The 13,594-nt window shown below is 44.4% G+C and carries 12 protein-coding genes and 1 pseudogene; 9 read left to right on the top strand and 4 right to left on the bottom strand.

Going from position 1 to position 13,594, the window contains the following annotated elements:
• Positions 1 to 43: 43 nt before the first annotated feature.
• Positions 44 to 970, top strand: a complete 927-nt coding sequence (locus tag JOJ89_RS16135; protein WP_203288410.1) for a DMT family transporter — start codon at positions 44 to 46, stop codon at positions 968 to 970.
• A 40-nt stretch (positions 971 to 1,010) separates the two neighbouring features.
• Here the strand turns inward: JOJ89_RS16135 and rpsD are convergent, their stop codons facing one another.
• The gene (rpsD, locus tag JOJ89_RS16130) at positions 1,011 to 1,613 is read right to left on the bottom strand and encodes a 30S ribosomal protein S4 (RefSeq protein ID WP_029279064.1); all 603 of its coding nucleotides are present in this window, start codon (positions 1,611 to 1,613) and stop codon (positions 1,011 to 1,013) included.
• A 344-nt stretch (positions 1,614 to 1,957) separates the two neighbouring features.
• Here rpsD and JOJ89_RS16125 point away from each other — a divergent pair, with 344 nt between their 5' ends.
• Together JOJ89_RS16125 and megL are read left to right on the top strand one after the other, a co-directional pair.
• Positions 1,958 to 3,751, top strand: coding sequence for a sensor domain-containing diguanylate cyclase (locus tag JOJ89_RS16125; RefSeq protein WP_234703395.1), 1,794 nt, complete (start codon positions 1,958 to 1,960; stop codon positions 3,749 to 3,751).
• A gap of 91 nt (positions 3,752 to 3,842) precedes the next feature.
• Positions 3,843 to 5,027: a methionine gamma-lyase gene (gene megL, locus JOJ89_RS16120; RefSeq protein WP_203288407.1), complete on the top strand. Its 1,185-nt coding sequence runs from the start codon at positions 3,843 to 3,845 to the stop codon at positions 5,025 to 5,027.
• A gap of 62 nt (positions 5,028 to 5,089) precedes the next feature.
• Here megL and JOJ89_RS16115 read toward each other — a convergent pair whose 3' ends face one another.
• Positions 5,090 to 5,569 carry a GAF domain-containing protein gene (locus tag JOJ89_RS16115; protein WP_029279070.1) on the bottom strand — a complete coding sequence of 160 codons (480 nt, stop codon included), beginning with the start codon at positions 5,567 to 5,569 and terminating at the stop codon, positions 5,090 to 5,092.
• A gap of 129 nt (positions 5,570 to 5,698) precedes the next feature.
• Between JOJ89_RS16115 and refZ the strand changes: the two genes are divergently transcribed.
• Positions 5,699 to 6,343, top strand: a complete 645-nt coding sequence (gene refZ / locus JOJ89_RS16110; protein ID WP_029279072.1) for a forespore capture DNA-binding protein RefZ — start codon at positions 5,699 to 5,701, stop codon at positions 6,341 to 6,343.
• A gap of 13 nt (positions 6,344 to 6,356) precedes the next feature.
• Here refZ and hisJ read toward each other — a convergent pair whose 3' ends face one another.
• The gene (gene hisJ, locus JOJ89_RS16105; RefSeq protein WP_029565826.1) at positions 6,357 to 7,160 is read right to left on the bottom strand and encodes a histidinol-phosphatase HisJ; all 804 of its coding nucleotides are present in this window, start codon (positions 7,158 to 7,160) and stop codon (positions 6,357 to 6,359) included.
• Between the two features lie 230 nt (positions 7,161 to 7,390).
• Between hisJ and ezrA the strand changes: the two genes are divergently transcribed.
• Positions 7,391 to 9,088, top strand: a complete 1,698-nt coding sequence (gene ezrA, locus JOJ89_RS16100) for a septation ring formation regulator EzrA (protein ID WP_029279075.1) — start codon at positions 7,391 to 7,393, stop codon at positions 9,086 to 9,088.
• Between the two features lie 46 nt (positions 9,089 to 9,134).
• Here ezrA and brnQ read toward each other — a convergent pair whose 3' ends face one another.
• Positions 9,135 to 10,484, bottom strand: a complete 1,350-nt coding sequence (gene brnQ, locus JOJ89_RS16095; protein WP_029279077.1) for a branched-chain amino acid transport system II carrier protein — start codon at positions 10,482 to 10,484, stop codon at positions 9,135 to 9,137.
• A 242-nt stretch (positions 10,485 to 10,726) separates the two neighbouring features.
• Between brnQ and JOJ89_RS16090 the strand changes: the two genes are divergently transcribed.
• The 4 genes and pseudogenes from JOJ89_RS16090 (at position 10,727) to JOJ89_RS21305 (ending at position 13,590) form a co-directional block, all read left to right on the top strand.
• Entirely contained in the window at positions 10,727 to 11,866 is a 1,140-nt protein-coding gene (locus JOJ89_RS16090; RefSeq protein ID WP_203288405.1) for a cysteine desulfurase family protein, read from the top strand.
• Between the two features lie 4 nt (positions 11,867 to 11,870).
• A pseudogene (gene thiI / locus JOJ89_RS16085) lies at positions 11,871 to 13,071 on the top strand (tRNA uracil 4-sulfurtransferase ThiI).
• Positions 13,072 to 13,153: 82 nt separating this feature from the next.
• Positions 13,154 to 13,354 (top strand): alpha/beta-type small acid-soluble spore protein, encoded by a 201-nt coding sequence (locus tag JOJ89_RS16080; RefSeq protein ID WP_029279082.1) that lies wholly within the window; start codon positions 13,154 to 13,156, stop codon positions 13,352 to 13,354.
• A 104-nt stretch (positions 13,355 to 13,458) separates the two neighbouring features.
• Positions 13,459 to 13,590 (top strand): hypothetical protein, encoded by a 132-nt coding sequence (locus JOJ89_RS21305; protein WP_267881643.1) that lies wholly within the window; start codon positions 13,459 to 13,461, stop codon positions 13,588 to 13,590.
• The last annotated feature ends 4 nt before the right edge of the window (positions 13,591 to 13,594 follow it).

Genomic DNA, 13,594 nt, shown 5'->3' with positions numbered 1-13,594 from the left:
TGAATTGTCCTCATTTTTCTGGATAATTTAAGGAGGAGACAAAATGGAGCAAGAAAAAATGGGGTTACTGTTGGGGTTAACGGGTGTCATCTGCTTTAGTTTAACTCTGCCCGCTACAGGTATAGCAGTTGAATATTTCAGCACAACGATTGTGGGATTAGGAAGAACAATCATTGCATCCATATTGGCGGGAGTAATACTGCTCGTCCGAAAGGAAAAAGCACCTGACCTTAAGCAGCTGAAAGGTATTTTCATTGTTGCAGCAGGAGCTGTGTTAGGCTTTCCTTTACTGACTACATGGGTAATGAAGACCCTCCCGGTTTCGCACGGAGCAGTGGAATTGGCATTACTGCCATTGGCAACAGCGGGTTTCGCCCTGTTTAGAGCAGGAGAGAGTCCTTCTCTGAGGTTTTGGATTGCAAGTTTCATTGGTTCGGGAGCGGTCATTGCATATGCGATGTATTTGGGTCTGGGAAAACTTCAATTAGAGGATGCAGGACTCTTAGCAGCCATTCTTATTTTGGGACTGAGTTATGCTGAAGGAGGAAAGCTGTCAAAGGAAATGGGGAGCTGGCAAGTTATTGCCTGGGCTATTGTAATAGGTGCGCCTTTTTTCCTGATTCCTGTAGCGATGGAGATGTCTGTGGAAATGCTGCGTGTTCCATGGCAGGCTTGGGTCAGTTTGCTCTATTTGGGAGTTGTAAGCCAGTTTTTGGCCTATGTTGCCTGGTATGGCGGGATGGCAGCAGGGGGGATTGCACGAATCAGCCAGCTGCAATATTTACAGCCGTTTTTGATGATAGGGTTTGCTGCTCTCTTTTTGGGCGAATCTATCACAACGGTGACAGTATTAACAGCATTTATAGTAGTCATTTCTGTCTTCTTTGGAAGAAAGGCAGCTGTATCAAAAACGTCTGATCGTGCAAGCATGACTGAATTTGCAGAGAAGATAAAACAAAAAACCCCCTGACATGTTGTAAAAACAACATGATAAGGGGGTTCGAAACAGATTAACGAGAGTAGAACTCAACGATAAGAGCTTCGTTAATTTCAGCAGGCATTTCAGAGCGCTCTGGAAGACGAGTGAAAGTACCTTCTAATTTGTCAGCATCGAAAGTTAGGAAATCAGGAACGAAGTTGTTTACTTCGATTGATTCTTTAACGATGTCAAGGTTGCGAGATTTTTCGCGAAGTGTGATTGTTTGACCTGGCTTCACTTGGAATGATGGAATGTCTACGCGGCTTCCATCAACCATGATGTGGCCATGGTTAACAACTTGGCGTGCCTGGCGGCGAGTGCGAGCTAGGCCTAAACGATAAACAACGTTGTCAAGACGTGATTCAAGAAGAATCATGAAGTTTTCACCGTGTTTACCAGTCATTTTAGCAGCTTTGTCAAATGTGTTGCGGAATTGACGCTCGTTCACACCGAACATGTGGCGAAGCTTTTGTTTTTCTTGAAGCTGTAAGCCGTACTCAGAAAGTTTTTTACGCTGAGTCGGGCCGTGCTGACCTGGTGCGAATGGACGCTTTTCTAATTCTTTACCTGTTCCGCTTAATGAAATTCCCAGACGGCGGGAAAGTTTCCAACTTGGACCTGTATAACGAGACATAGATGTCTCCTCCTTACATGTTTTTATTTGGCATAAAATAAAAACAGACTGACCCTGACTGAGTGCACATTTTGTTTTCATATATCCTCGCTCCAGCAGCAGAGAGTTACACGATACACCTCGTCACAGAGGAACAAAATGAAATCACAGCAGTGGTATCAATAGGCTGCGAATATTTATTTTACACAACGACCATTATATAATTTTGATATTGGAAAGTCAACAATCTATCAGAAAAGACGATAATACAAATAGAGGAAAAAACACATTCGGTTAATAAATTGGAAAAAAATATATGTTACAATGAAGGCACGAAAGCTGATTCGGACATACGGGGGATTTTTGTGACAAGTCATTCTGAATACATACTACTATCCATTAAAAGTTCTTTTTTTGATTATATCAGCAGTCAGGCACGTCCGTACAGCAGACATGCAGCGGAATATGCTGTCAGCTGCCTCCAATCATATTTAAGTGCAGAGTATGTTTCTTTTTTTAAGCGCAAAGAGGATCAGTACCTGTTGATTGCTGCAAGTTCTCATTCCTACCACACGGTGCCCTTCAGACAGAAGCGCTCGTTTATCGAGCGGACAGAGTCAAGGGTCGACCTCATGCTTTCTGAGGGATTTCTGCTTTCCGTAACGGAGAAGGAACATGTCTTTGATGAAGATTTTTATAGACTTCTAACTAAAGAGTGCAGTCTTTTTCTTGCACACTTTCAGCGCCTTCAGAAGAAAACGGATATGGAAAAAAACTATCAGGAGCTCTATGCGCTTACTAAAAGGCTTCATGCGACTATGAATAAGGATGAAGTGTTAAATCAATTGATTTTATCTCTTCAGAAAATGTTTCCTGACTATCTTTTTTATTTATTTTTATCACACGACAGTGACAGCAGCCATCAGCTGCCCGTGAAAGAGTTTGATTACGAAGGGACAGGCAGCGAGAGCGCGATGGAAGCCTATTTGACCGGAGAGATTAAATGGGATGCCTCTGAGTCTTCAAACCAGGTTGTTTTGTATGCGCCGCTTAAAGGGAACCAGGGCATTTACGGTGTAGTCGAGGTTACTCAGCAGAACCGGTCTGAACTGGACGAGGATGAAACGGTGATGACCGCTTCACTTGCTGAAGCTGCCGGTCATGCTCTTGAAAATGCCAAGCTCTACGAACAGTCGAAAAAACTTGTTTCCGATTTGCAGCTCATCAATGAGACATCGCACAAACTCAACAAAAATTTAAGGCTCATTGATACGATGACCTTTATGTCTGACCGGATGATCCGTTCTTTTTCTGCTGATGAGACGGGCTTTTTCTATACAAGCAGCGAAGGGACGAGGATGCTTCCAGGCAGTACGTCGTTTTTTCATACGGCAGAAGCTTCTTTTTATCTGGAAATTGCAGAGCGCAGAGTAAGGCAGGAACTTGAAGGAGTATTCATTGGAGACTTAAAGGTGAAAGATGCCGCTTTTTCTTCCTTGATTGCCATTCCGATGGTTCAAAGGGATGAATTGAAGGGTTTCGCTGTTATTCTGCATAGGAATCCGTATGCTTTCACGTTTGAAATGTTTAAATTGATGCAGTCCCTTATTCACCATTCAACGCTTGCATTAATGAACTCCATGCTGAGAGAAGAACTTGAACTGCTGGTCATTACAGACCATCTTACAAAACTGTATTCCCGAAATTATCTGGATGATTCGGTTCAGCACTCTCTTAAAACGGACAGCCAGGGAGTATTTATCTTGATGGATATTGATGATTTTAAAACCGTTAATGATACGCACGGGCATCAGACAGGGGATGACATTTTGATTCAGGTGGCAGGCATCATTATGAACAGCATCACAGAAAGTGACGTTGGAGCCAGATGGGGCGGTGAGGAGCTTGCCGTTTACTTGCCGCAGGCTGACCCGCGTTACGGTATCGAACTTGCGAACCGCATAGTTGATTCTGTACAGAATGAGACTTTTCCATCTGTTACGATTTCGTGCGGCGTTGCCCACTGGACGGCAGAGGAGCCTGAATCTCTGAAAAGAATGATAAGAAGAGCAGATCAGGCGCTTTACAAAGCAAAAGAAAACGGAAAGAACTGCGCAGTCTTTTATGAAGAATCAGAGGTCATGCACGAGACCTCCTGACTCTTCTTTTTTTACGAAAATAAGAAAGCGCTTTCAAAATTAGTTGATTTGTCATATGATATGGAAGGCAGCAGCTTAAGGGGGAAAAGACATGGGGAAGGAATATCAATTTGAAACAAAGGTGATTCACAGTCAGGAAAAGATGAAAGATCCATATAACAGTCTGGCTCCGCCGCTTTATCAAACGGCCACTTTTGTCTTTGACAAGGCGGAAAGTGGAGAGCGGAGGTTTTCGGGAGAGGAAGAAGGACACATCTATTCAAGACTCGGCAATCCGACGGTTCAGCTGGCTGAACAAAAGATTGCATCTCTTGAAGGGGCAGAAGCAGCACTTGCTTTTGGATCAGGCATGGGGGCGGTCTCTGCCGTCATGATGTCAATGGTGAGAACAGGTTCTCACATTCTTTGCTCAAAAGGGATCTACGGCTGTACGTTTGGCCTTTTGAACATGCTAAAAGAAAAATTTGGCGTGACTTATTCGTTTTCTGAGCTTTCTTCTAAAGAAGAGATTGAAAAAGAGATCAGACCGGAAACTGCCTTTATTTATATTGAAACACCAATTAATCCAACGATGCAGATCATCAGTCTTCAAACCGTTGCAGAAGCTGCTAAAGCTCATGGGCTTCGCGTCGTGGTGGACAATACGTTCTGCTCGCCGTACCTTCAGCAGCCGCTTTCTCACGGCTGTGATATCGTTCTTCACAGCGCCACTAAATACATCAGCGGTCATGGAGATGTGATCGGCGGATTTGCTGCAGGGGATAAAGAGTACATTCAAAAGCTTGCCATGACTGAAAGGAAAGATATCGGGGCCATTATGTCTCCGTTTGATGCATGGCTTTTGCTTAGAGGGCTGAAGACTCTCCCAGTCAGAATGGACCGGCATTGTGAGAGTGCTGCTGAAATTGCCGGGAGACTGCTGATGCATCCTGCAGTCGGGCAGGTTGTGTATCCATTTATCGGTGACTCTGAGGAAACGCGCATTGCCAGGAAGCAAATGAAAAAAGGCGGCGGATTGATTTCGTTCACTTTAAAAGAAGAGAGCAAATTGGAGGTCCAGCGGTTTATGAACGCGCTGAATCTTATTAAAATCGCTGTAAGTCTGGGTGATGCGGAGAGTCTGATTCAGCACCCTGCCACTATGACCCATTCGGTTATACCGGAAGCGGAAAGACATGAGATGGGCATCAGCGACAATCTTGTGAGGCTGTCTGTCGGCCTTGAAAATGTGGAAGACATCTGGAATGATCTGAACCAGGCTTTGGATGCTTTATAAAGTTGAAATGCCCGAGAGGCTATGAAGCTCTCGGGCATTTTGTCGTCATTTAAGTTGAAAACTTACAGAAAATCAACAAGCGTTTCCGTGAACTTCTCCAGATACTTTTGGTCAAGCTCGCTGAATCTGTCTTTAATTGGACTGTCGATATCAAGGACGCCGATTAACTCCCCGTCCTTCACCATCGGGACGACGATTTCAGACTGAGATGCGGCATCACAGGCAATGTGTCCCGGAAAAGCGTGGACATCCGCCACTCTCTCTGTTTTGCGGTTTTGTGCAGCGGTCCCGCACACGCCTCTTCCAACAGGTATTCTTACACATGCCGGCAGTCCCTGAAACGGGCCGAGAACAAGCTCGCTGTCTTTGTAAAGGTAAAAACCGACCCAATTGATTTCCGTAAGAAACTGGTTTAAAAGAGCCGACGCATTGGCCAGATTGGCGATCGCATCTTTTTCTCCATCGAGCAAAGCCTTCAGCTGCTTTATGAGCATTTCGTAATTTTCTTCTTGTTTCCCGCTGTATTTTTCGACATGAAACACGATATTTCCCCACCTTTGTGTAATTTTCACGCGTATAAGAGCGCGCGGACAAACTTTGTCGATAAAAGAATAGAGGATATCTTCCTATTTTCTTGAATGTACAAAGTAATGATGAAAGGGGTGAGATTTATGCCAGTGCAGCCGAACGCCTCCAATCAAACGAAAGAAAAGATCATCGATGCAGCTGTAGCACTGTTCAACACACAGGGCTTTAACGGCACATCCGTAAGGGAAATTGCCAAAAAAGCGAATGTCAATGTTGCTCACATCTCCTATTACTTTAATGGAAAGGGCGGCCTTCTGGAATACTTGGTTTCAAAGTATTATGAAGGATACCTTTCAGTCATTGAAACAGGCTATCTCCGCCTGAGCCGAGAAACACCAAAAAACTGCCTGCTTCTCTTGATTGGAGATATTCTAAACTATCAGCATGAAAACCGTCAACTTGCACGATTTGTTCTGAGAGAAGTAACCCTCGATTCAATGTTGATCAGAGAAGTGATGACAACGTATCTCACAAAAGAAAAGTACTTTTTTAAAGCCATTCTTGAAGAGGGCATCCGCTCCGGACAGTTCCGGAAAGCACCGATGGCCCACATTCTTGTGCAGCTGAAGAGCCTTCTGAACATGCCGTACCTTCAGCCGCAATATATGAGCGAAGTGCTCTATATTCAAACCCATGAATCCTATTTTGTGAAACAGTATTTTCACGAAATTGAAATCTGGATTGACCATCTTTTATGCGATCCTTCAAAGAAGGAAGCAATCGTGTAAGGATTCCGGCCAATCAGACCAGGGCCTCCTCATAATGAAAATAGTGTGCTCCAACATCCTTTGCACTATGGGCATCAGACCCGTATATGAGAGGGATGTTTTGTTTTTTTGCCTCCTTGATCATCCATCCGTCAAGATAGATCCCGCCGCAAAGTTCTTTTCTGAGTCCTGCTGTATTAAAATCGAGCTCCATCTCGTTCTTTTTAACAGCAGAAAGAAGGGACAGCTGCATGTCTTTTAGGTCAAACTCAGCAGGAAATGCTTTCTGGAATTTTTTTATAAGCGTCAGATGTCCCAGCCTGCCCGGCTTATAAGGACCAAGCTCTGATTTAACTGCAGCAATCAGGGTCTCGTAGTAAAGTTCATGCAGCTTCTTTACGCCGCCGGCCGATTCGGCCATTTTTAAAAAGGTATCACTGTCAAAATCAAGGCATTGATATTCGCTGCCGGGCTTCAGAAAATGAACAGACAAAATCCCGTCATCCATGAACGGGCCATAGTCGTTTAGAAAACTTTCTGTCCCCTTTTCATACCCGCGGATGTAATCCACTTCAAAGCCGAGGTTGATTTTTATATGTCCGGAATAGGTCTTTTTTACAGAAGTGACCCGGGTAATGTAATCCTCCAATTCAGAATGGCTCATAGCACTGTCGCTCCCCGGAACAGGATCTGCAAACCCTTCCGGAAGAGGGGCATGCTCTGTAAAAGTCAGTTCCTCAAACCCTTCACTCAAAGCCCTTTCAACATACATTTCAAGGCTGTCATCAGAGCCGTGCGGGCAAAATGGCGTATGTACATGTCCGTCTTTTTTTCTCATGCAGAAAATCCCCTCTCAAGTACCGCGAAATATGGCGATAAATTGTGCAAAAAAATTTAAAATACCGGTCAAAAATTGTCGTTTACATGGTATCATAAATACAATGAAAAAACATTTAACCGTACAATGATCAGATTACATATGAAAATTCGACAATCGTTACTTACATTCATATAAATATATTATACCTTGTTATGACGATTTGCTGGAACACAACGAGGGGGCTCACTATGGAAGTCGTTATTGGACTTATTGTCATTTTGCTGGTTTTATTTGGAGTCGGCTACGCAATCAGAAGAAATATCTACAAAGAAGTAGACCGGCTGGAAGCCTTGAAAATCGAGATCATGAACCGGTCGATTGCAGATGAGCTTTCGAAGGTCAAAGATCTAAAGATGACAGGACAGGCGGAAGAATTATTTGAGCGGTGGAGAAAAGAGTGGGACGAAATCCTGACAGCCCAGCTTCCGGAAGTAGAGGAGCTCCTGTTTGATGCAGAGGATTACGCGGACAAGTACCGCTTTACTAAATCGAAAAAAGTGCTTGAACATATCGAGAAAACGCTTAAGCTTGTGGATGAATCAATTGAAATCATCATCTCTGAGATCAATGAACTGATTACGAGTGAAGAGAAAAACAGCACAGAAATCGAAGAGGTAAGAACACAAGTCAAAAAAGCGAAGAAGACGCTTCTGGCTCACAGCCATACCTTCGGAAAGTCGCATGCAGCGCTTGAGATCAAGCTTGCAGAGATCACTGAGGCGCTTAAGCAGTTTGAAGCGGAAACAGAAGAAGGGAATTACCTTGCAGCCCGTGAAATCCTTCTGGGGCAAAAGGACGAGATCCATATTCTGCTTGAGAAAATTGATGAAATTCCAAAGCTGCTCGCAGAATGTCAGACTGTCATTCCGAATCAGCTTTCAGAGCTGTCAGACGGCTATCAGGAAATGCTTGAGAACGGATTCCACCTGAAACATATCCAGCTTGAGACAGAGCTTGAAAAAATGAACAAACAGCTAGAGGCGTATATGGCCCTTCTTGCTCAAGGCGAGACACTGGAAGTAAAAGAAAATATAGAAGAGATGCAGGAAGCGATTGATACTTTTTACGACTTGCTTGAAAAAGAAGTACTCGCCCATCATTTCGTCCAGACGGCTGCTGTAAAAATAGATGAGCAGCTGGCAGATCTTCTTAAAAAGCGCCAGGAAACAGAAGAAGAAGCGGAACTTGTCAAAGAAAGCTACCAGATTTCAGAAGTTGACCTTGACCGCCGCCGAAAAATTGAAAAACAGATTTCAGCGCTGTGCAAACAGTTTTCTCTTATCCAGAACAAGCTTCAGTCCGAACAGCTGGCCCATTCCATTTTGAAGGAGGAGCTCGAGCAGCTCCAAAGTCAAATTGAAGAAGTGCGTGCAGAGCACCAGGAATTCAGTGAAATGCTCCTTGCATTAAGGAAAGAAGAAAGAGAAGCAAGGGCAGCTCTTGCTGAAGGAAGAAAACAGCTTTATGAAGCAAGCCGGAAGATTCAAAAAAGCAACGTACCGGGACTGCCGCCGAATCTTGCAGAACTTTTGAAAGAGGCGAAGCGTTCGCTTGGAGACGCTGGCCGAAAGCTTGAAGAAATCCCGCTTAACATGATTGAAGTGAATCGAATTCTTGAAGAAGCGACTGCCCATATTGAAATTTTTTCAAGACAGTCAGACGAGATGATCGAACAAGTCTACCTGACAGAGAAAGTCATTCAGTACGGCAACAAGTACCGGAGAAGAAATGGTACGCTCGCTGAACAGCTGAAAGAAGCGGAAGATCACTTCCGCAATTATGAATATACAAAATCGCTTGATAAAGCAGCTGCAGCCTTGGAACAGGTTGAGCCGGGCTCGCTCTCAAAGCTTCAAAGCATGCTGGAAGAGCAGACGTCCAAATAAAAAATCCCGCACCTTCAACGGTGCGGGATTTTTTATGTCTGTTCAACTATTTTCTCTGGCTGTCTGGTGAAGCAGATGCCGTTCTGAATGAGGAATAGATGTATCCCAGAAGGCCGCCGACAGCAGCAGGGACGATAAAGCCAATACCGTATTCAAACAGTGGAACATTTCCTTTCATCCAGGCGTCCAGTCCTGCAGGAAGAAGCCCTCCCGCTTTCAGACCGTCAGCAACGCTTATCACAAATGTAAACAGCAGGCTTCCAAGATAAACTTCGTTTGCTCCTTTGAAATAGGAGTGGAAGAAAGATAAAGCAATCAGCACAATGGCAAGAGGATATAACGCCACAAGAACAGGTACAGAAAACGAAATCAGCTTTGTTAATCCTGCATTTGCCACTGTCATACTGAACAGACAAATGATGAAGGTAATCGTTTTATAAGACAGACTTGGAAAAATTTTCGAAAAATAATTGCCGCAGGAAGATACGAGTCCGATACTTGTTGTCAGGCATGCAAACAGGATGGCCGTTCCAAGCACTGCATTTCCAAACGTGCCGAATAAGTAATGGACAGATTCAGATAAAATAGCTCCGCCGTTATCAAGATAACCAATCTTCGAGACGCTTGTAGCGCCGAGATAGGCCAATGATACATATACAAGCACGAGTCCGCCGGCAGCAATCAGGCCTGAATTTAAGCAGATTTTTGCTATTTGAGATCTGTCTGTAACTCCTTTATCTTTAACCGCATTGATGACGACAATTCCAAAGACCAGTGCCGCAAGTGTGTCCATCGTCAAGTAGCCTTCAAGAAACCCTTTGAAAAACGCGCCGTTCTCGTACTCTTTCGTTGGACTCTCAAACGTTCCAAGCGGAGTAACCAGCATTTTCACTGTGATCAGGGCAAGTACTATAAGCAGGACCGGCGTAAGCAGCTTGCCAATTGTATCAACAAGCTTTGTAGGGTTCAAAGACAGCCAGTACGTCACAGCGAAAAAGACCAGCGTGAAAAGGAACAGGATCCAGCCATCGCCGCTTGATGACTCCGGCAAATATGGAATCACCCCAATTTCAAATGTGACCGTTGCCGTTCTCGGAATCGCAAAAATCGGGCCGATCGCAAGATAGAGTACAAAAGGAAAGAAGAATCCAAACAGAGGATGGACTCTGCCTGCAAGGGACTGAATATCACTTCCGGACAGCCCGATGGCAATGACTCCAAGAAGCGGAAGTCCAACGCCTGTAATAAGGAAGCCGATAATCGCCGTCCACATGTGATCTCCTGAGAGCTGCCCCAGTGCCGGAGGGAAAATAAGGTTCCCTGCGCCAAAAAACAATGCAAACAGCATCAGTCCTATAACAAATGTTTCTTTTATGGTTAACGATTTATTCGACATCAAAAAATCCCCCTGAGATATACGTACTAACAATGTATCCGTTTACATCCTATCACATCCGCCAAAAAATTTGTCGAAAAATGTGACTAAATCAATTTTTATTATATTCTAAAAATTAAATCTGTCAAATGTTCTTTCTAAGATTTCTTATTTCATCAAACTGTGTTATTATGATTGTTTGTTTCGTGCAAACTATAAAGATTGAGGAAATCATCCTCGTTTGTACACAGGAGGAGCAGGAAATGATTTACCTGGACAATAGCGCTACAACAAAACCATACGATGAAGTATTGCACGCTTTCTCACAAGTTGCAACCCGGTTTTTTGCCAATCCTTCCTCCCTGCACAGCCTCGGAGCTGAAGCGGAAAAGGTTCTCACACAGGCAAGAAGGCAGACAGCGGCGCTTTTAGGTGCCGAAGTAAACGAAGTCGTTTTTACTTCCGGCGGCACGGAAGGGAACAATCTGGCAATCAAAGGGTCAGCTCTTGCGCGAAGACATCACGGAAAACATATCATCACAAGCAAGATCGAGCATCCCTCGGTCCTTGAAAGCATCAAGCAGCTAAAGGAACACTTTGACTTTGACGTTACATACCTGCAGCCGGATGAATACGGGATGATCACAATAGAAAAAGTAGAAGAAGCCATTAGACCTGACACGATCCTGGTGTCAATCATGCATATAAACAATGAGGTTGGGACCATCCAGCCTATAGAACAAATAGGGGAAATGCTTGCGTCATATCCAAAAATCGCATTTCATGTGGATGCTGTCCAGGGAGCAGGAAAAGTTCCATTGCCGCTTAAGCATATTGATTTGTGCACGATTTCAGGCCATAAATTCCATGGTTTGAAAGGATGCGGTGCCCTTTATATGAAAAAAGGGGTTAAACTGCTGCCGATGCTCTCTGGAGGCGAACAAGAAATGCAGGCACGCTCCGGAACGGAAAGTGCTGCTCTTGCGGCTTCGATGGCAAAAGCACTAAGAATGTCGACTGAACGGTACAAATCGAACCGGGAAAAGATGAACCGGCAAAAACACTTCTTATTAAACGGGCTGGCAAATATGGATACAGTTCAGATCAACACGCCTGCAGGGCAGTCGGCCGGCCATATCATCAACTTTTCCGTGCCGGGTACAGAGGCGGAAGTTCTATTGCGGATGCTTGAACAGGAAGAGATTTATGTCTCTACCACCTCTGCCTGCTCTTCAAAACGAAAGCGCAGCAGCACAGTGCTGCTTGCGATGGGAAAAAGCGGGTCAGTTGCTTCAAGCTCCATCAGGGTCAGCCTTTCGTACGACACAGAAGATAAGGACCTGGAGCGGTTTTTAGCCGTTTTAGAAGCATCTGTAAAAAAACTAGTGAAACTTGCGAGGTAGTTTTATGAAGTATGAACACATTATGGTAAGGTACGGGGAAATTACCACTAAAGGAAAAAACAGAAGATGGTTCGTAAACTGTCTGAAGCAAAACCTCAAATCGGTGCTGTCTGATTATCCTGCATTGGGGTACTGGGGCAACCGCGACCGGCTTTATATCAACTTGAACGGGGAGAATCACGAGGAGATTCTCGAGAAGCTCCCGCTCGTATTCGGCATTCACTCCTTCAGTCTTGTATTGAAGACGAAAAGAGAACTGGAAGAAATCAAAAATGGTGCTCTTGCTTTAATAGAACGTCAATATAAGTCAGGAGACAGCTTTAAAGTCTCCGCAAAAAGAGCGGATAAAACATTCCCTTTGCTGACAAATGAAATTAATTATGAAGTGGGCAGCCATATTTTGAAGAATACTGACGGACTGGCTGTAGATGTGCACAGTCCGGATATTGATGTAAGGGTTGAGGTTCGCGAAGAAGCGGCATATCTGTCTTCAAGAGATTACGAAGGCGTCGGGGGATTGCCGGCTGGTGCGAGCGGTAAAGCCGTTTTGATGCTTTCAGGAGGAATTGACAGTCCTGTAGCCGGCTATTTTGCGATGAAAAGAGGAATAGAGCTTGAAGCTGTCCACTTTTTCAGCCCGCCGTACACAAGTGAGCGGGCAAAGCAAAAGGTGATTGAACTTGCCCGCAGACTGACTGTTTTCGGGGGCAGGATCAGACTGCATATCGTTCCATTTACCGAGATACAGGAAGCGATTCAAAAGCAGGTTCCTGAAAGCTATGTCATGACATCCACGCGCAGGATGATGCTTCAAATAGCCGATAAGATACGTGAGAAGCATGACGCGCTTGCGATTGTGACAGGAGAGAGTCTCGGGCAGGTCGCAAGCCAGACGCTTGAAAGCATGTTTGCCATTAACGACGTGACGAGCACGCCTATCATCAGACCGCTGATTGCCTCTGACAAAAAAAGATATCATCTCTCTTGCAAAGCAGATCGGCACGCATGATACATCCATTTTGCCGTATGAGGACTGCTGCACCATTTTTACGCCTCCATCACCGGCAACGAAGCCAAAGCTTGAGAAAGCGCAGCGTTTTGAAAGCTTTCTTGATTTTGAGCCGATGATTTTAAAAGCTGTTGAACGAACTGAGTTAGTGGAATTGTCTGCTGCTTCTGAAGAGGAATTCGATGATCTCTTTTAAAAACTGTGAACAATTACCAAATTAAGTTTGTATGAAGCCATGTGTTTTTACACAATCTATACTCACAAGGAGGTGAAAACACATGGCAAACAACAGCTCAAACCAACTAGTAGTACCAGGCGCACAACAAGCGATCGACCAAATGAAATACGAAATCGCTTCTGAGTTCGGAGTGAACTTAGGACCTGAAACAACTGCTCGTGCTAACGGTTCTGTTGGCGGTGAGATCACTAAACGTCTAGTATCTTACGCTCAACAAAACATGGGTGGATTTTCAAAATAACCTGAACTAAATAGATATGGCTACGAAGGGTGGGGATCATACCCCGCTCTTTTCTTTGCCCTTTTTTGCTCAATGAGCAATTCATATAGAGGAGGCTGCTAATCATGACAAAAAACAACCGCACTGAGTTTTCTGAGGGACCGGAACAGGATCAAAAGCTTCAAAAGTCAAGAAAGCAAGGCAGAAAACGAAGAAACGAACCAAAAAATGCAGTAGAATCAAATGAACAGAGCTAAGACA

Origin of the sequence: Metabacillus sp. cB07, from assembly GCF_016839225.1 — a bacterium.
Lineage (GTDB): Bacteria > Bacillota > Bacilli > Bacillales > Bacillaceae > Bacillus_P > Bacillus_P indicus.
This window is presented reverse-complemented; position numbering and strand designations above follow the sequence as displayed.